The sequence below is a fragment of the Planotetraspora mira genome (genome assembly GCF_016863275.1).
GTDB classification, from domain to species: Bacteria; Actinomycetota; Actinomycetes; order Streptosporangiales; family Streptosporangiaceae; genus Planotetraspora; species Planotetraspora mira.
Window position 1 is genome coordinate 279072 of the sequence record NZ_BOOO01000002.1, and the last position, 17095, is coordinate 296166.

Consider the following 17095-nt stretch of genomic DNA (forward strand, 5'->3'; position numbering starts at 1 on the left):
CCGTCACGCCGCCGATCCGTCAGGTGATCAGAATGCCGCCGTCCACGGCGAGGACGGCGCCGCTGATGTAGGAGCCCGCGTCGGAGGCCAGGAAGACCGCGGTGGTGACGAGTTCGATCGGCTCACCCGCCCGCTTCATCAGCACCCGCTGCTCCATCACCCGGTCCAGATAGCCGGGCGGATACTGCTCGGTCATCTCCGAGTGGAAGAACCCGGGCTCCAGGCAGTTGACGCGGATTCCCCGTCGGGAGGTCCACTGCTGCGCGAGGTCACGCGTGAGCCCCGCCACGGCGGCCTTCGATGCGCTGTAGGCCGCCTGAGGCAGCCCGGCGGTCGTCTCGCCGAGCACGCTCCCGATGTTCACGATCGCCGACCCGGGCCGCATGACGCGGGCGCACGCCTGCGCCATCCAGAACGTGCCGTGCAGGTTGACGTCGATCACGTGGCGGAACTGCTCGGGCGTCTCGCGCAGGGCCGGTACGGCCGTGCCCACGCCCGCGTTGTTGATCAGGATGTCGACGTGGCCGAACTCGGCGACGGCGGCGTCGACGAGGGCCTGGCACTGCTCGGGGACGGCGACGTCCGTGGCGACCGCCAGGCAGCGGCGGCCGGTCTCCTCGACCAGCCGCCGTGTCTCCTCGAGCATGTCCAGGCGGCGCGCCCCGATCACGATGTCGGCGCCCGCCTCGGCGAAGCCTCGTGCGAAGGCCACTCCGAGGCCCGACGAGGCCCCGGTGACGATCACGACCCTGCCGTCCAGCCGGAAGCGTTCCAGTACCACGCCGACCTCCTTGGTCCCGGGGTCCACGTCCCCGGGATCGACCGAACGTGATCCTAGAACAGCGACCGGCGGCGGGTCACAGCCCGTATTCCTTGGCGATGCGCTCGTGCCGCTCGACCTCGACGCCGACTTCGCGGGCCAGGTCGACCCAGGTGACGGGGTGGGTCCACTGCTCGGTGGCGTCGTCGAGAACGGCGTCGAGCTCAGCCGGCTCGACGGTCGGAGGCACCGCGATCCAGCCGAACACGCCGGGCAGGCGCTCTCCCGACACCGGGTGGGTGACGCCGTAGTTCTCGTCGCTGTAGACCCACATCGGCCAGCCCCGCTCGGCCAGCACCTCGTTGAACTCGGTCCACTCGTGCTCGGTGGGCGCGACGCCGTCGAAGAACCAGCTGGTGAAGCCGCCGGGCCGCAACATCGTGACCCCCGCGAACGGGATGACGAAGTCCTCCTGCTCCTTGGGGTCCTCGGGGACCGGCTCCAGCGGGCGGGGGTCGAAGACGATCACATCGCCCGCGTTGTACTCCATGCCGCGCGGCTGCGGGACGGCGAGGCGTGCCGTCGCCGGCCCGGTGCGCAGGGCCAGCACCTCGCGCCGGCTTCCGTCGGGCGCGGGGAGGACGGCGCGGATGAGGTGCCACTGCTCATCGATCGGCCCCTCCGTGGTCTGGAGCGGCAGGTTCAGCTTGGCGGAGGCCGCGTGGACGGTCGCCCAGTCCTCCGCGGCGGTGGCGGCCACGATCAGCCGCCAGATGTCCTCCTCCTCGGCTTCGTCGGAGTCGAGCAGCGGCCGCAGGATCTCGGCCGCGGCGGCGTTGTCTCCGAGCTGTTGCGCGGCCACCGACCACAGGCGGCGGCTCTCCACCGAGTCTTCGGCCGCGACCGCGGCCTCGGCCTCCGCTGCGGCCTCCGCCCAGCGCTCGCGCGCCCGGTACAGACGCGCCAGGGCGAGGTGGGAACCGGCCGCGGGCAGCCGTGCCGCCAGCTGTTCGACGCGGTCGTCCTGTCCGGCCTCGATGAGCAGGCCACTGAGGTAGGCGATGTCCTCCTCGCTCGCCGTGGCGGGGTCGCCGTCCTCGACGATCACCTTCCAGTAGACGCCGGCCCCGATCGAGGGGTAGCCGAGGAAGCCGAGCGTGGTCGTGTGGCGGCGGGTGATCTCCAGGTCCTTCCCGGAGTGCGGCGCGAGCCAGCCGACCCAGCGCTCCGGGTCCGCGCTCTGCCCGTCGGCGGCGTCGAAGAGGGCCACCAGCTCGTCCGCGCCTCCCGGCGCGGGGATCTCGGCGGCCCCGTCGGCTGCGGCGCGCAGTTCGGCGATCCGCTCGGGCAGTCCATCGGTGGTCGTCAGGGCGGGCAGCACCGCCTCCGCCTGGTCGGCGAGCAGCCGGGCCTGCCAGATCCCCTGGCGGGCGACGGCGAGATGGCCGGCGGCCAGGGCCAGCTCGAACCGCGCGCGGTGGCCGCCCATCGTCTCGAAGTAGGTGATCCACTGGCCGAGGATGCGGCCGAGCTGCCAGGTGTTGGCGATCGAGCCGCTGTTCGCCAGGAGGCCGATGGCCCGGGACCATTCCACCCAGTCACGCGGGTGGTCGCCCACCACGTCGAGGTCGGGCAGGGCCTCGTAGGCCCCCTCCATGCGCCCGAGCGTGCCGAGGATCAGCGAGGTGAGCAGCGCCTCACGGCGGGCCTTGGCCACGGGGTCGTCCGGCTTGAAGCCGGTCGCGGCCTCCAGCGCGGACAGCGCGTCCTCCCCGCGCCCGGCGGCGAGCAGCGCGCGGGCGGCCTCGGCGCCAAGTTCCCAGCTCGCCTCCCGTCCCGCCTTGCCCAGGCGGCCGATGGCCGCCTCCGCGTAGGTGACGGCCTCCTCGGGACGTCCGGCGTCCAGCAGGGCGGCGACGTACTGCGTGGTCAGCCCGGAGAAGACGAGCGAGTCGGGCTCGACGCCGGCCAGAGCCTCGCCGAGCGACGCGAGCCGCGCCTCGGCATATCCGGGGCCGTCCGTGTTCGCCTGCGCCATCGCCAGGGCCTCGACGGCCGCGGGTGCGGCCGGGCAGTCGCGGACGTCGTCGCGCTTGGCGAACTCGGCCAGATCGGAGGCGTCGCCCAGGGCGACGGCGCCGTTGGCCCGGTCTCCGACCCTGCCGATCAGGTGCCAATAGCGCACGAAGAGCTCCAGCCAGGGCAGGCCGAGCGTCTCCGCGTGCTGGGCGACGGCGGGCGCCACGACGTCAAGCTGCGCATAGCGCCCCTCCAGGGCCTGCCCGGGCACGTCGCCCAGCGCCATGGCCAGACCGGCGTTGCCGGCTTCGTGCAGTTCCCGCTGGGTGCCGCCGACCCAGGCCCAGATGTCCACGTCCATGGGCAGTCAGTCTGCCAGGTCGGTCACCCTGCCCCAAACAACCGCGAGGGCCACCGCTCCGGGGAAATCACCTGGCGAAAGCCGTGGCGACGGCCGCGGCGAGAAGATCGGCCAGTTCGGCGCGCTCGGCGTCGTCCAGCACGCCGAACGCGGGGGCCACCAGGTCGTCGGTGATCTCCTCGGCCCTGGCCCGCCGTTCGACCGCCTCGGGCGACGGCGTGCCGTACGGCTCGGGCCACTCGAGGAAGCGCGCGACGGAGGCGTTGCCTGACTGCGGGTCCCACGCTCCGGCCTCCGGCGCGCCGATGAGAGTGGCCTCAAGGGGACTGAGACCGCAGGCGACGATGGCCGTCGTGTGCTGGGCGCCGCGGTGCTCGCGCAGGACATGGAGCAGATGGGCGGCGAGTTCCGCCTCCCCCGTTGGACGCGACACGGCACGCCAACCGGCGAACAACGGCGCGCAGAACACGTCGGAGCCGTCCGCGATCGCGGCGAGCAGTTCGGCGAGACGTCCCGCGCCCTCGAAGCCGGCCAGCCTGCGCCGCCCCCACGCGTGGCACGCCGACGCGTAGAGGTCCGCCGCCTCGTCGGCGGGCAGTTTCCTGCCGCCCTCCCACCACTCGCGCACACGGTCGGCGGGGAAGAAGATCGAGGCCGCGACCACCACGTCGGCATGGACCTCGCCCAGGACGCCGCACCGCCCGCGGAAGTACATCTCCCGGCTGCTCAGGCCGAGGCGGTCGCAGAGGCCCTTGACCTCTCTCGACATCATGAAGCCCCCGCCCAGGGCCCAGATCGCCGCCTTCGTCGCCACCACCGTGCCGCGCGGATCCATCGGTCCTCCTCCTCGGTCTACTTAATGGACCGAGAATGGGCCAACAGAACAACCTTCTGCAACCCACCGCCGCAGTGGGGATCCGGCTAGACGACGGCGGGATACTCGCCCGAGGCGACGAGCACGGCGGGCCCGGACAGGTGGCTCGTCCGCTCGTCGAGCGTGACCGTCAGCGTGCCCCCGGGCACGCGCACGGTCCAGGTGCCGGTGGTCTCACCGATCCCGTGTGCCGCGGCCACCGCGGTGGCGACCGTTCCGGTGCCACACGACCGCGTCTCGCCGGAGCCGCGTTCGTGGACGCGCATGGACACGGTGTGGTCCGCGACCAGGTTGAGCAACTCGATGTTCACGCCGGCGGGATAGACCTCACGGTCGAAGTCCGGCTCCCAGTAGCGCAGGTCGAGGTCCCCGACCGGGTCGTCGATGACACACGCGAGGTGGGGGTTTCCGACGCTCACGTTGAGCCCCTGATACTCGCGGCCGTTCACGTTCACGCCGCTCACACCGAGCACCCGCGGCATCCCCATGTCGACGGAGACGTCACCGGTCGCGCCGAGCCGTACGCGCTTGACGCCGTCACGGGTGGCGATGGCCAGCTCCCCCGCGCCGGCCAGCCCCGAGTCGACCAGATAGCGGGCGAAGACCCTGACACCGTTGCCGCACATCTCGGCGATGCTGCCGTCGGCGTTGCGGTAGTCCATGAACCATTCGGCCTCGGCCGCCTGACCGGCGACCTCGGCGCAGAGCTTCGTCCGCACGACATGCAGCACCCCGTCGGCGCCGATGCCCGCGCGCCGGTCGCACAGCGCCACGACCTGCTTGTGGCCCAACTCGAGACGGCCGTCGGCGTCCGGCAGGATGACGAAGTCGTTCTCGGTGCCGTGCCCCTTCACGAATCGCATGTGAACGAAGTCTAGGCGGGCCGGCCGCTCGGGCAGTGCCCAGGACCCGGCTCCGGGTTCAGCCGCCGACCAGGGCGAGAGCGCGGCCGATGAGGTCGGGCGCGTCGAACGGCAGCCACACCACGCGGGGGTCCCTGCGGAACCACGACTCCTGCCTGCGGGCGAACCGCCGGGTGGCGCGCACGGTCTCCGCACGGGCCTGCTCCTCGGTCCACTCGCCGTCGAGGAAGCGCAGGACCTGGGCGTACCCGAGCGCCCTGCTCGCCGTCCTGCCCTCGGCCAGGCCTTCCGCCACGAGGGCGCGGACCTCGTCGACCAGGCCGGCCTCCCACATGCGGCCGACCCGGAGCTCGATCCGCTCGTCCAGGACCGGCCGAGGCACCTCGACTCCGATCTGCACGCTGTCGTAGATCGCGTCGAACGACGGCATGGTGGCGGAGAACGGACGGCCGGACAGCTCGATGACCTCGAGCGCTCGGACGATCCTGCGGCCGTTGCTCGGCAGGATGTTCTCCGCGGCGGCCGGGTCGAGATTCCTGAGCCGCTCGTAGAGAGGAGCCGGGCCGGTCGCCGACAGCTCCTCCTCCAGGCGGGCCCGGATCCCCGGGTCGGTCCCGGGGAACTCCAGGTCGTCGATGGCCGCCCTGACGTACAGGCCCGAGCCGCCGGTCAGGATCGGCACGCGGTCGCGGCCCCTGATCTCCTCGATCAGCGGGCGCGCCAGCCCCTGGTATTCGGCGACGCTGGCCGTCCGGGTCACCGGCCAGATGTCCAGCAGATGGTGGGGCACGCCCCGGCGCTCGGAAAGGGAGAGCTTGGCCGTGCCGATGTCCATGCCGCGGTACAGCTGCATCGAGTCGGTGTTGACGACCTCGCCCCCGAACTCGAGCGCCAACTCGACCGCCAGGTCCGATTTCCCTGCCGCCGTGGCGCCCACGACGGCGATCACTGGTAGTTGCCCCACAGGGCCCAGTCTCCCAGCGCCGGGAGTGCTCACAGGTCCCAGTCGAGCGTGGGAGGGAGATGACCTTCCAGGGTCAGCAGCCAGCGCTTGGACTCCACTCCGTCGCCGCCGCTGAACCCGCCGAGCCCGTTGCCCGCCACGACGCGGTGGCACGGCACGATGATCGGAATCGGGTTGCTGCCCATGATCGACCCGATTCCCCTGGCCGGGACGGCCGTCCCGCTCCTGGCCGCCAGCTCGCCGTAGGTCACGACCTGTCCGTACGGAACGGTCGTGTAGAGCGTGCCGAGGACCTGCCGCTGAAGGGCCGACATGAGCCGCCAGTCGACGGTGACGGCGAACTCCCTGACGTCTCCCCCGAAGTACGCCTCAAGCTCCCGGCGCGCCCCGGCCGTACGGGCGGGGTCGTCGGCGACGGCCAGGCCGACGCGACCGGCGATGCGCGCCCGCACATCCGGCCCGTCGTTGAACGACGTGGCCACCACGCCCGTCTCGGTGACTGCCGCGAGCACGTCGCCGAGCTTCGTCGGCACGCTGCCGAACGCCACGGTCTCCGCCATGCGCCCATTGTCGCGCATCATGCCTTGTAGGTTAAGTTAACCTAGATTAGATTAACTCCGTGTACTCCGACATACTCATCCTGAATCGGCTGGCGCAGGGCCCGGCGCACGGTTACGAGATCAAGAAGCGTGTCGAGCTCGCGACCGGGCAGGCGATCAACAACAACACGCTCTATCCGGCGTTGCGCAGGTTCGAGCAGCAGGGCGCGATCGAGCGCGTGGCCGCGGAGACGGACCCGGGCCGCCCGCCCCGGACGATCTACGCGATCACCGACACGGGACGCGACCAGCTTCACGCCCTCCTCCACGACACCGACCCGGCGGTCCTCGCCGACCACGCGGAGTTCGAGATCCGGGTCGCCTACTTCGAGCTGATCGACGTCGGGACCCGCCGCGCGATCATCGCGGCGAGGCGGCAGGCGGTCGAGCGCATGGTCGACCTCCACCAGAAGGCCTTCATGGGCACCGGCCGCGCCTGGGCCCGCCGCGTCGTCGACCACAACCTCAAGGCCTACCGCCTCGAACTGACCTGGCTGGACGAGTTGGCGGACGCCGCCGAGGAGCCCCCCGATGGATGACCGGCCCGAGACTCCCCCGCTGTCGCCCCTCATGCTCCTCGGCCTCGTCGCGGGGCCGGTGTTGTCCATGGTCGACTCGGCCGTGGTCAACGTGGCGGTTCCCGAGATCGCCCGGGACCTGGGCGGCGACCTGCCGACCGTCCAGTGGACGATCAGCGGATACCTGCTCGCGATGGCCGCCGGGCTGGCGGCGTCGGCCTACCTGGGACGCAGGTTCGGCCTCCTCCGCGCGTACTCGTGGGTGCTCGCCGCGTTCACCCTCGCCTCCGCCCTGTGCGCCTTGGCGCCGGGCGTGCAGGCCCTGATAGCCGCACGGGCGCTGCAGGGGCTGGTGGCCGCACCCATGGTCCCCCTCGCGGTCGGCATGCTGCTCGGTCGCGGCACCGGCAAGATGCCCGTGACCGGCGGGCTGATCTTCTTCACCGCCCCCGCGATCGGTCCCGCCCTCGGCGGTCTGCTGATCAGCGCGTACGGCTGGCGCTCAGCGTTCCTCGTCAACGTCCCTCTCGGCCTGGTGGCGCTGGTGGGCGCCGTCCGGGCCGCGCGGTCGGCCGGGGCGCCCGGTGATCGCGGGGCCCGCCTGGACGTCCCCGGACTGATGGTGCTCGCCCCGGGACTCGCACTGACCGCGTACGGCACGAGCGAGGCCGCCCAGCAGGGATGGCCGTCGACGGCGGCGTGGTGGGCGACCGGTGTGGCCCTGCTGGCCGTCTACGTCGTGTGGGCCCGCCGCGAGCGGCCGGTGCGGCCCGTGGTCGATCTCGGCCTGCTCGCCGACTCGCGCAGAGCCCTCGCCGTCGCCCTGGCCGGAGCCGCGAGCGTGGTGCTGTTCGCCGTGTTGTTCCTGGTACCGGTCTTCCTCCGCGGGGTCCAGAACGCCTCGACGACCCTGACCGGCCTGGTGCTGCTGCCCCAGGGGCTGGTGATGGGGCTCGGCGTGGCCCTGGGCAACCGGACCGCGGAGCGGTTCCCGATCCGCGGGATCGTCGCCTCAGGCATGACCGTGCTCGCCGCCTCCACCGGTCTGCTGCTCCTCCTCGACGCCACCACTCCGTCGTGGGTGACCGCCCTGCTGCTGTGCGGCCGGGGCCTCGCGCTCGGGTTCACCGTGCAACCGCTGACGATCATGTTGCTGAGCGGCCTGCCGGACGATCGGGTGGCCGACGCCAACACGCTGTACAGCATCTCCCAGCGGCTGGCGGGATCGGTCGGCATCGCCCTGCTCGCCACCTTCTACAGCTCCCATGCGATCACGGGGTCTCCCGTGGACGCCCTGCACGCGAGCGGGCTGCTGCTGTCGGCCGTGGCGGGCGTGGGGGCGCTGGCCGCCCTCGCGCTCCGGCACACGTGACGTCGCCGTGGAGGACGCGACCATCGTCGTCAACGCCCCGGCCAGATTCGCCGCGGCCACCGCGCCGGCCGCGGAGACCGGGAAGTACTTCATCTACCAGTTCGCCGCCACCGGGACCCCCGCACCCAAGGTCACCCTCGCCTCCGGGACACTCCCGCCCGGCCTGCAACTGGCCCCCGGCGGCACCCTGTCCGGAACCCCCACCCAGGGCGGCACCTACACCCTCACCCTGCAAGCGACCAACGGCATCGGCACCCCCGCCACCGCCACCAAAACCGTCACCGTCCGATAACCAGCACGGACCCGACGATCCCAGGGACCCGGCACACCACCGAGCCCCTGGGACAATCCACGACCAAGCTGGCAGTCAGCCCGAAGCCGCCCTGGCTCTCCGGCACACTCCGGAGAACATCCGGCACCACCGAATTCGTGCCAGAGCCGCGTCTTACAGTCCCCTACGTCTGAAAGGCAGAAGGTCGATGTTGCGCTATCTCAGGCCACGACCAAATGTGCCCTCGGGGTCGACGCGCCCGCATCCGCAGCGAGAAAGGCATCCGCTCCGGCGGACGCCCACTCACAACGGCAGTCTGACCACACCGCGCCCCAGACCGTCTGGCTTCGTCCACGAGAACGGACAGCGCGTCGACAGCGTTTCGGGAGGCGTTCGGCCGTGACCGCCTGGTGAGACGTTCATGAGTTTCAACACTGCTGGGCTCCGTCCTAGCAGTGCTGTCGAGCACGAGCTCAAGCAGACGGCGTGACCGGGGACCGCAGGCCGAGCCACTGCTCGGCGTCCCAGGCCTGGAAACGCTCTACCTCGGTGAACCCCAGCTTTGCCGCAAGGCGCATCGAGCCGACGTTGGCGGTTTGGGTGGTAAGCACCACCGGCTCGCCGGGAAGGACGCCGTCGAACCAGTCAAGTGCCGCCGCGCACGCCTCGGCGGCGTACCCGAATCCCCACGCCCGCGGCAGGAACAGGTAACCGAGATCGGCCTTCCCCGCGGCAGCCGGGCGACGGTGCCCCGTTGCTCTCCTGAGCAGGATCTGGCCGATCATCGCCCCGTCGAGATCAACGACGAAACTCCCAGGCCACCGCTCGGGCGCCCCGGGCATCTCGCGCTCAAGCTCTTCACGCGGCCGGGGCCCGCCGAGGTAGGTGTGCACCTCAGGCGACGCCAGCAGCTCGATGAACGCCGAACGGTCCCGGGCCTCGGACTCACGGAGCACGAGCCTCTCGGTCCGGATCGGCTCAGGCGGCCAGGCAACGGGTCCGAGCTCAGTCATGTCGGCCAGCTAATCAACAAGACTCGGCAGCGATCAAGACTCGCGGACCGATCAACCCACCGGCCCGGGCCTCACCCTCACCTGCGGGGCCGGGCCCTACAAGCCACGCCTGCTAGGAACGGGATGTCTCCCGTTCTCGTGAACATCGACTTCGGCAGCGGCGCGGCGCCTCTCCCGAAGTGCCGTACATCTGCTGTCGGGATTCGTGAATGGAACCAACCGTCAGACCACCAGAGCCGCGTGCAGCGCGTGGAACGCCTCACGCAGGTCCTCGATCGGGATCGGACCGAATTCCATCTGCAGTGCGACGCCTGGCGTCCCGCCGCCCAGGTCCAACCCCATCGACGGGCAGACCTACCTGAAGGTTCGCCGCACGCGGCTCGATCCGTCGACGGGTAAATCAGTGCCGATCACCAGCGCCACGAGGTGAACACGTCGTCGGCCCATTCGTGTTTGCCGACGATCCGCCGGCCGAGCCCAACTCGCGCCATCAGCTTGGGAATCGGCTACTGATCTACCCTCTGCGAACTGGGAAACGGGGGTGCAGCTCAGCGGCGGCCGAGTGACCGTGAGTCCCCGTGATTCACCGCTGATCGCCGTTCAATCTGGCACGCATCTGGCACGCGACCTTGGGCGAAGGAGCTGTTCGCGTCTGGCTTCACCAGGTGCGCCAGGCGGTCCGTGATCTCGTAGCGGTGGAGGCCCCGGCGTGTAGCCAATGCTGCGACATCGATGCCAGCGTGGACGAGCGTTCGGTCGATGTACATGCACAAGGCTTCCCGTTCATCCGTTTGGTAAGCCCCTTCGTGATGGGCGTTGACCTTGTTGAGTGCCAAGACCACGTGTTTGATGACATCGAGTACGGCTTCGTCCGTTGGCTTTGCGAGGGCTGAGAGGTCCGCCTCGAAGGTCAGCAGCACTTCGTCCGTGTCCGCCAGCATCGGCTCGGGGTAGCTCTCTGAAGCACCGGCGCATTCCGGGTCAAGCTCGCCAGCAGCGAGCTCCCGGGCTTCCTCCGCAATGGCTTGCCGCCAGCTATCAGTGGGTCTAGCTGTCATGTGTTGGGACACTAGCGATACAGACGGCCCTGCTCATCCCGTCCGCCATCGTCCCGCACGAAGGAAGACAGACCAGTACTTTGAGACGATCAACGCTGGGTTGAGAACCATCCTCTGACCTGGGTCTTTGCGCGTGGAGCGGGTGACGGGAATCGAACCCGCGCTGTCAGCTTGGGAAGTCTTTCAACATCATGCCGGGTGACCTGGGGAAACGGTGAGCTGCGCGTATGCCGGTCGAGTGACCGTGAGTCACCGTGGTTCCCCCACTGCTTGCCGACCGTACGGGCACGCGCGGCTCACGGTACATTCCGGCAGGTATCGCAGTCTGCGGGGAGGGACCCGATGGGGACTTCCGCGAAGATCCTCGCAGTGGCGCCCAGGCGAGCCGTGCGCTCACGGCGTCATCGTGAGGCCCTGCCGGGACACTTCAGGCGCCAGGAGGAAGCAATGCCGAGCAAGTCCACACAGGCCACGCTGGCCACCGTCGCGGCCTCGGCGGGCGTGTCCGTGGCCACCGTGTCTAAAGTGCTCAACGGCCGCAGCGACGTTGCTCCGGCCACCCGCATGCTGGTGCAGCGCCTGTTGGTGGAACATGGCTACGTGCACCGATCGGCACGCCCGGAGCTGACGGCGACGGTCGAGCTGCAGGTGGACGGGCCGCTGTGCGCGTACTCGGCCGAGATCGTCCAGGGCGTGATGCAGGCCGCAGCCGAATCGGGCGTGGCGGTCGTCGTGACCAGCACCGAGCACATGGCCGGCGGTGTCTCCTGGGCTCGCGGCCTAATCGACGCCGGGCGGCGAGCGGTGATCACACTTGCCGCGGAGCCAACGCCGGCTCAACTCAAGGTGCTGCTCCGGGCGCACCTGCCAGTGGTGGTGATCGACCCGATGAACGTGCCGGCCAGCCCTGTGACGAGCGTCGGCTCGACCAACTTCGCCGGCGGCATGTCCGCCACGCAACACCTCCTGGCCCTCGGACACCGCCGCATCGCCTACCTCGGCGGCCCCGTCACCGCCGCCTCCAACCAGGCGCGCATGCACGGCTACCGGGCCGCCATGGAAACCGCAGGCGTGCCCGTGCCCGCTGAATACGTGCGCACCGCGGGTTTCTGCTACCCCCACGGGATCCAGGAAGGGACCACACTGCTCGACCTGCCGACCCCGCCGACGGCCGTCTTCGCCGCCAGTGACGAGAACGCCCTCGGCGTCATCCAGGTCGCCAGGGCACGGGGGCTGCGCATCGCCGAGGACCTCAGCGTGGTGGGCTTCGACGATACCCAGATCGCCACGATGACCGCGCCGCCACTGACCACCGTCCGGCAGCCATTGCGCGAGATGGGCGCCGTCGCGCTGCACACGGCACTGCGTTTGGCAGCCGGCGAGAAGATCGAGTCCCGCCACATCGAACTCGCCACCGAGCTGGTGGTTCGCGGATCAAGCCTGGCCGTCTGACGGCGACAGGACCCGTTGACCGCCCACCGTGCGCAGGACTCGGGCGCGTGCACCATCGTCAGCTCTGGTTCATTGGCGACTAGACCCCCAGTTCGGAAGGTTTCGGTACGCGATTGTCTAGCCTGCTGCGACGCTGGTCACGCGCCTAATCGTTTCGCTCATGGCTTTCCGCGGCTTGCCGTGAGTCACCGTGCTGACGGGCACGCGACGGGCACGGGCTAGAAACGCCGGTGCGGGTAGCTGTCGAGGTGGAAATCGATAAGGTGAGGTCCATGGATTCCCGAGCCGATCCGGACGGCGGCGATGGTCACAGTAGCCCGCGTGACGTGTTTCTCCGCCTGGTGAATGGGGTCTGCGAAGGGCCGTACGAAAATTTGGCCGACCTCTATGCCGAACAGACCCATGTCACCCACCCGTTTCACCCGCTCAACCCGCCGCCGCTGCTGAGCCGTAGCGAACTGCACGAGCACTTCACCGCGCCGCCGCCGTTTGCCCGGACGCTGAACCGTAAGCCGGTCAACATCATCATCCACGACACCGCCGATCCAGAGGTGATCGTCGCCGAGTTCGCTTACCAGGGGCACGTGGACGAGACAGGAGAGGCGTTCACCGTGCCCTGTGTCTTCGTTCTCCGTATTCGCGACGGGCTCATCGTCGAGTCTCGCGATTACATCGATCACATTGCCAGCGCACGGGCATGGGGCCAGCTCGAAAGCCTCCTGACCGCGCTGCGCCCATCGAGCGACGTCGACCGTTAAAAGGCAGTTGCTGGTGATCGCGGGATCGCGTGCTTGGTCTCCGGCCGAACCATGTTAGATCGAGGTGGGCTCTCGGTCGCCGGGTGGCGCCAGCGGCATCATGTCGCAATAGCCGATAACTAGATGCCTCCAAAAAATCCAAACTCTCGAATGAAGCGACTTGTCTGAAGCCTCGTAGGTTTTGCGCTGTACGCGCAGCCCTACGGGGCTTCTCCCTGCCGGTCTGCTTCTTGCGTGTCTCCTTCCGTCGAGAGGAAGGAGTGAATTTGGAGGCTAAGCCGAGCACGCTGGCACGTGAGTGGGGTAAGAAGAAGGCCGCCGAACGCCGAGACAGTCTCTACACCGACTCTCATTGGTCCGTTTACCCGGTACGACAGCCTCCTCGATCAGAAAAAAGAGCTCACGCACACGATCAGATCGCATGCGGAAATGAACTCCGCGATCCGCTCCGAGAGAGTTATTCCGCCCTCACCAAGATCCGCCCACTTGTGACGATCCATCTTCCATTTCATTTGTGTCACCACCTCCTACTGGACCTGATTAGGAGCAGACACGAACGCGCCCTTCTGTGGGAGAGTAATAAAATGCGCTTCATCACGGGGGCACCCCGATCGGAAATACTTACCTTGCATACAGACAGATTAGATCAAACAGGTATGAAACTCGGCCACCATGGTGGCACGTTCCCCGGGCATATTGGATCTGGATATGACTCCATCGCACCGAAGTGCGCCACCAGGAACCAAAGAAGCCCAAGATTGAAGACTATTCCGAACATTATTGCCACGCCATGATTGAATCTTCCGATCGCACCATACAGAATCAGCCATGAAAGCGCAGAGGCCAACCAAATTATCGGCGCGAACAAAATCAGCGTCAGAGAATTAGCGCCCGCATTCACACCTACATTGCACGAACTCCACATATGTCCGATGACAAAAATCGTGATGAGGGTTGTCGGAACACCAACGAGACCTCCGACTAAGCATCCGGAGTACCAGACAGATGAGGTATTGCGTACCTCTTCCATGATTATTTTCCTCATATTGAAGCAGGCAGAAGCACAACCGCGCCAGCACTAATAAGCGCCGGCGCAGCATGCCCCGCAGATTATTGTACGGATACGACTTGCCTAGAACTTTGGCTATGCAATCAATCAACGGTTGACATCAACAGGCTGCATGGAACTGCTCACGAACCGAAGAGTTAGGACTCGTCGCCACCCTGCTCGACTGCGGCGACGATACTGCCCAGACCGCGAACGGAGTAGATCAAGTATGGGGACCTGGCCAGCATGGCGGGGACTCGCCTGAAAAGCGTGCAGCCCTGTCCTCGGTGATTGCGCCGAAGGGCTCCCCCGATTCGGAGGTCAGACCATGCGCGAGCCTGCCCCCGAGGTTGCCGAGTTCGACACGTGGATCGGCGACGACGGACGGTTCTACGGTCGTCACAAGTCCACTGGGCGACAGATCTCCGCTGACTCCGAAGGTGGGCTCAACCTCGCCGCTTGCGCTGCGCGAATGGTGATCACGTGGCAGCGGGCGGAGCAAGAGGCTCGCTTCACGGTCGGCGATCTGCGGTGACGTCCGCGCCTCCGTGGAGGCCAGGCACGCAGATTGCCGCCCTCCGCGACGAAGCAGTGCGGCGCATCCTCGCCGGGGAAGCTGGCGACGCGGTCAGGCGCGAACTCAAGCTCGATCTCCAAGAGGGTCGCCTGATCACTGACTACATCCGAACAATCACGACGGAGACGAGGCGTAGGGCTGCTCTGGTCCGCCTGCGAACAGGCGAGATGATCGACGCCGTGCGGTCGGATCTCATGCTCGGATCCCCCGACGTGGAAGCTGTCGCAGACGAGTTGCGGGCAACGCACCCATGGATCGCGGCCATTGCCTTCGGCCCCGATGACGACTGGTCGGACTGCCCCAGGGTCTCGCCCCATGCTGCGGCACCGCAGGCACGACGGGTTGAGCTGTCATGGTGCGACGACTCGCCTGGCGATGGACGGTCTGTTGACCACACCTGTATGTGCGTCATGACGGTCTACGAACTGGTGTCATACGGCGGGATCTACAGGCTCAGACGTACGACTGAACGGCACGACGGTCACTCGGTGTCATATGCCGGCGGATGGCGGCGAACTGATGCATACGTGTGGTGGTCACGCTTGCTGGCTGGGCTCGCCCGGTAGCAATCACCGTTCCCGCCGCGACAGCTCACACCGCGCCTGTCCGGATAGCGGCCGAGCGCGTGGCGGTGGCGGGCGCGTACGGCCCCCAGGGCCGCATGCGCAAGCCCGCCAGGCCGCCGCCGAACGCGCGCAGGCCGCAAGTACGCAGCGCTGCGGAGATGTGCACACTGTCAGCTTGGGAATCGGCTAGTGATCTACCCTCTCTGAGCTGGGAAACAGGGGTGCAGCTCAGTGCTGGTCGAGTCCCCGTGACTCCCCGTCAGTCCCCGCTGATCGCCGTTCAATCTGGCACGCATCTGGCACGCGATCAAGCTTGTCTCGATGGACTTCTATGCCGCCGCTCGACGGCGGCCCGATGACTCCATGGTTGTCGTAGATGCGTTCTTATACTGGGATCATGTCGACATCGGAGTCTCCCTTCGTTCATCCGCGTTGGGGCCTTCAGTTCCATTGGTGGGCGGTCGATCCGTCGGGTTGCGTCGGTCTGTTCTCGTCCGCGATGGGCCCGGTGCCTTTGACGGTTGCGGCCAATGTGCAGGTCATGGACGAGGCGACGGCCAGTGCCAAGGCCCGATACCCGGATTGGTTTGACGCGTATTGTCCTCACGATGAGTACCAGCCACACTGTCTTGTCGCATTGACATATGGGCCACACCTATTTATGTGGAACGAGATAGACGACAACCGCTACACGCAGTACGGCATGCCAGCACGACCGATTCTGTCGTTCGAACTACCTGGAGAGCTAGAAAGAGCTGCACTCCTTGTGAAGGTCGGCTTCGCATTCGGCAAAACCCCTGATATCCAGCTGAACTATCTGGAGGGAATGGAAGTGCTTTCCGCAATGTAGTCGTGCACACAAAAGGTGCGGACCCGCGCTGTGCTCTCCGGTCTGCTCAGAGTCCTATCAGCTTGGGAAGTCTTTCAACATCATCCGGTCTGAGCTGCGGAAAGGCTGACCTGGGCATATGCCGGTCGAGTGACCGTGAGTCCCCGTGATTCCCCGCTGGTTGCCGACGTACGGGCACGCAACGGGCACGCGAGGCCCCTGGGCCCCAAAAGTGCCCTGGGTCGGCTTCCGAGCAGCCGCGTCGGCGCGGATCAGCGGAGGAAGCAGGGAAAGCCGTCAGCCATCCAATCCGAGCAACCTGGTGGCTAGCTGGTGCAGGTACGCACGGAACCGCTGCAGGTACACAATGTCGCGAGGCCCATGGGGCTCCCCTTTCGGGGAGAGCATGCCACCTACCACGAAGCCGCGGACGCACCAGACGATGACCTCCACGGTCTGCCCGACGTCCACATCGGGTCCGACAACGGGCCGGAACGCTTCGTTGACGCGGTCTCGATTCGGCTTGACGTACTGAGCCTCAACCCCGGCGACGTCGGCGGCGTCGGACATCCATCGGTGTATCCACAACTCGGGGATCTCCGGGTGATCGATGTAGAAGTCCAGAAAGCGGTCCACCACCAAGAGAACACCCGCCCGATCGGGTGTGAACTCGGCGAATGCCGAGTCCAACATCGCCTGTGTGGCGAGGTAGTTCCGACGCGCCACCATCATGTAGATCTCGCGTTTACCGCCGACGAGGTCAGTGACGGTGGCGATGTCGACTCCGGCGGCATCGGCGATCGTCAGGGCCGGGGTTCCGTCGTACCCCAGAGACGCGAAGAGCCGAGTGGCCTTCTCGATGATGCGCTCCCGCACCATGTTCGACTCGAGCTCGCTGCCGCGGCTAACCCCACCCATGAACATCACGTTAGTCGCGTCTCTGCCGCTACCGACCGTAATGTTCCGTTCCTATTCCGCTGGATAGCGAAACATTGGGCCCATCCAACGCGATCATGAACACCGTGATGGCCTGACACCCGACCGAACAGGAGCCGCCGTCCATCCCGTTTACCGTTGACCCAACCGCGGAGCGGCAGTGGGCCGACGAGGGAGGGGCAAGCCCGGCTTGCTTCGTCCGTAGATTGCCAGCATCGCCCAACGCCATGCCTCGTCATGGGAAGATGTGCCTGCGG

General features: G+C 67.7%; 16 protein-coding genes. 7 read left to right on the forward strand and 9 right to left on the reverse strand.

Annotated elements, in window-relative coordinates; genetic code table 11:
- Nucleotides 1-19: 19 nt before the first annotated feature.
- From Pmi06nite_RS03040 to Pmi06nite_RS03065, 6 genes are all read right to left on the reverse strand, one after another.
- Nucleotides 20-781 carry an SDR family NAD(P)-dependent oxidoreductase gene (locus Pmi06nite_RS03040; protein ID WP_203951244.1) on the reverse strand — a complete coding sequence of 254 codons (762 nt, stop codon included), beginning with the start codon at nucleotides 779-781 and terminating at the stop codon, nucleotides 20-22.
- 76 nt (nucleotides 782-857) lie between these two features.
- On the reverse strand, nucleotides 858-3140 hold the full coding sequence (locus Pmi06nite_RS03045; RefSeq protein WP_203951245.1) for a tetratricopeptide repeat protein: 2283 nt from the start codon (nucleotides 3138-3140) through the stop codon (nucleotides 858-860).
- A gap of 67 nt (nucleotides 3141-3207) precedes the next feature.
- Nucleotides 3208-3975 (reverse strand): SCO6745 family protein, encoded by a 768-nt coding sequence (locus Pmi06nite_RS03050; RefSeq protein WP_239113552.1) that lies wholly within the window; start codon nucleotides 3973-3975, stop codon nucleotides 3208-3210.
- A gap of 86 nt (nucleotides 3976-4061) precedes the next feature.
- Nucleotides 4062-4877, reverse strand: a complete 816-nt coding sequence (gene dapF / locus Pmi06nite_RS03055) for a diaminopimelate epimerase (RefSeq protein WP_203951246.1) — start codon at nucleotides 4875-4877, stop codon at nucleotides 4062-4064.
- A 58-nt stretch (nucleotides 4878-4935) separates the two neighbouring features.
- Complete coding sequence (gene miaA / locus Pmi06nite_RS03060) at nucleotides 4936-5841, reverse strand: tRNA (adenosine(37)-N6)-dimethylallyltransferase MiaA (RefSeq protein WP_239113553.1); 906 nt, start codon at nucleotides 5839-5841, stop codon at nucleotides 4936-4938.
- Between the two features lie 29 nt (nucleotides 5842-5870).
- Nucleotides 5871-6422, reverse strand: coding sequence for a methylated-DNA--[protein]-cysteine S-methyltransferase (locus Pmi06nite_RS03065; RefSeq protein ID WP_239113555.1), 552 nt, complete (start codon nucleotides 6420-6422; stop codon nucleotides 5871-5873).
- A gap of 38 nt (nucleotides 6423-6460) precedes the next feature.
- On the opposite strand from Pmi06nite_RS03065, the gene Pmi06nite_RS03070 reads away from it, so the two are divergent.
- Genes Pmi06nite_RS03070 through Pmi06nite_RS03080 form a run of 3 tightly spaced genes read left to right on the forward strand, consistent with a single transcriptional unit; the run spans nucleotide 6461 to nucleotide 8622 of the window.
- A complete protein-coding gene (locus Pmi06nite_RS03070) occupies nucleotides 6461-6979 on the forward strand; it encodes a PadR family transcriptional regulator (RefSeq protein WP_203951247.1) in 519 nt (172 codons plus the stop codon).
- Nucleotides 6972-8330, forward strand: coding sequence for a DHA2 family efflux MFS transporter permease subunit (locus Pmi06nite_RS03075; protein ID WP_203951248.1), 1359 nt, complete (start codon nucleotides 6972-6974; stop codon nucleotides 8328-8330). Before Pmi06nite_RS03070 ends, Pmi06nite_RS03075 begins: the two co-directional genes overlap by 8 nt.
- Nucleotides 8331-8337: 7 nt before the next feature.
- Nucleotides 8338-8622, forward strand: coding sequence for a putative Ig domain-containing protein (locus tag Pmi06nite_RS03080; protein ID WP_203951249.1), 285 nt, complete (start codon nucleotides 8338-8340; stop codon nucleotides 8620-8622).
- 452 nt (nucleotides 8623-9074) lie between these two features.
- Here the strand turns inward: Pmi06nite_RS03080 and Pmi06nite_RS03085 are convergent, their stop codons facing one another.
- Both Pmi06nite_RS03085 and Pmi06nite_RS03090 read right to left on the reverse strand, forming a co-directional pair.
- Nucleotides 9075-9614, reverse strand: coding sequence for a GNAT family N-acetyltransferase (locus tag Pmi06nite_RS03085; RefSeq protein ID WP_203951250.1), 540 nt, complete (start codon nucleotides 9612-9614; stop codon nucleotides 9075-9077).
- Between the two features lie 548 nt (nucleotides 9615-10162).
- Nucleotides 10163-10672, reverse strand: a complete 510-nt coding sequence (locus Pmi06nite_RS03090) for a hypothetical protein (protein ID WP_203951251.1) — start codon at nucleotides 10670-10672, stop codon at nucleotides 10163-10165.
- 447 nt (nucleotides 10673-11119) lie between these two features.
- On the opposite strand from Pmi06nite_RS03090, the gene Pmi06nite_RS03095 reads away from it, so the two are divergent.
- The 4 genes from Pmi06nite_RS03095 (at nucleotide 11120) to Pmi06nite_RS03110 (ending at nucleotide 15923) form a co-directional block, all read left to right on the forward strand.
- The gene (locus tag Pmi06nite_RS03095; protein ID WP_203951252.1) at nucleotides 11120-12124 is read left to right on the forward strand and encodes a LacI family DNA-binding transcriptional regulator; all 1005 of its coding nucleotides are present in this window, start codon (nucleotides 11120-11122) and stop codon (nucleotides 12122-12124) included.
- Nucleotides 12125-12396: 272 nt separating this feature from the next.
- Entirely contained in the window at nucleotides 12397-12882 is a 486-nt protein-coding gene (locus Pmi06nite_RS03100; RefSeq protein WP_203942909.1) for a nuclear transport factor 2 family protein, read from the forward strand.
- A gap of 1376 nt (nucleotides 12883-14258) precedes the next feature.
- Complete coding sequence (locus tag Pmi06nite_RS03105; RefSeq protein ID WP_203951253.1) at nucleotides 14259-14465, forward strand: hypothetical protein; 207 nt, start codon at nucleotides 14259-14261, stop codon at nucleotides 14463-14465.
- Nucleotides 14466-15470: 1005 nt separating this feature from the next.
- Complete coding sequence (locus Pmi06nite_RS03110) at nucleotides 15471-15923, forward strand: hypothetical protein (RefSeq protein WP_203951254.1); 453 nt, start codon at nucleotides 15471-15473, stop codon at nucleotides 15921-15923.
- Between the two features lie 276 nt (nucleotides 15924-16199).
- On the opposite strand, the gene Pmi06nite_RS03115 is transcribed toward Pmi06nite_RS03110, so the two are convergent.
- A complete protein-coding gene (locus tag Pmi06nite_RS03115) occupies nucleotides 16200-16829 on the reverse strand; it encodes a TetR/AcrR family transcriptional regulator (RefSeq protein WP_203951255.1) in 630 nt (209 codons plus the stop codon).
- Nucleotides 16830-17095: the final 266 nt, after the last annotated feature.

Bases quoted from the DNA above. Each gene is read 5' to 3' on its own strand.
- dapF (WP_203951246.1), bottom strand. From the start codon at position 4,877: ATGCGATTCGTGAAGGGGCACGGCACCGAGAACGACTTCGTCATCCTG.
- Pmi06nite_RS03105 (WP_203951253.1), top strand. From the start codon at position 14,259: ATGCGCGAGCCTGCCCCCGAGGTTGCCGAGTTCGACACGTGGATCGGC.
- Pmi06nite_RS03095 (WP_203951252.1), top strand. From the start codon at position 11,120: ATGCCGAGCAAGTCCACACAGGCCACGCTGGCCACCGTCGCGGCCTCG.
- Pmi06nite_RS03045 (WP_203951245.1), bottom strand. From the start codon at position 3,140: ATGGACGTGGACATCTGGGCCTGGGTCGGCGGCACCCAGCGGGAACTG.
- Pmi06nite_RS03075 (WP_203951248.1), top strand. From the start codon at position 6,972: ATGGATGACCGGCCCGAGACTCCCCCGCTGTCGCCCCTCATGCTCCTC.
- Pmi06nite_RS03050 (WP_239113552.1), bottom strand. From the start codon at position 3,975: ATGGATCCGCGCGGCACGGTGGTGGCGACGAAGGCGGCGATCTGGGCC.
- Pmi06nite_RS03100 (WP_203942909.1), top strand. From the start codon at position 12,397: ATGGATTCCCGAGCCGATCCGGACGGCGGCGATGGTCACAGTAGCCCG.
- Pmi06nite_RS03090 (WP_203951251.1), bottom strand. From the start codon at position 10,672: ATGACAGCTAGACCCACTGATAGCTGGCGGCAAGCCATTGCGGAGGAA.
- Pmi06nite_RS03110 (WP_203951254.1), top strand. From the start codon at position 15,471: ATGTCGACATCGGAGTCTCCCTTCGTTCATCCGCGTTGGGGCCTTCAG.
- Pmi06nite_RS03065 (WP_239113555.1), bottom strand. From the start codon at position 6,422: ATGATGCGCGACAATGGGCGCATGGCGGAGACCGTGGCGTTCGGCAGC.
- Pmi06nite_RS03085 (WP_203951250.1), bottom strand. From the start codon at position 9,614: ATGACTGAGCTCGGACCCGTTGCCTGGCCGCCTGAGCCGATCCGGACC.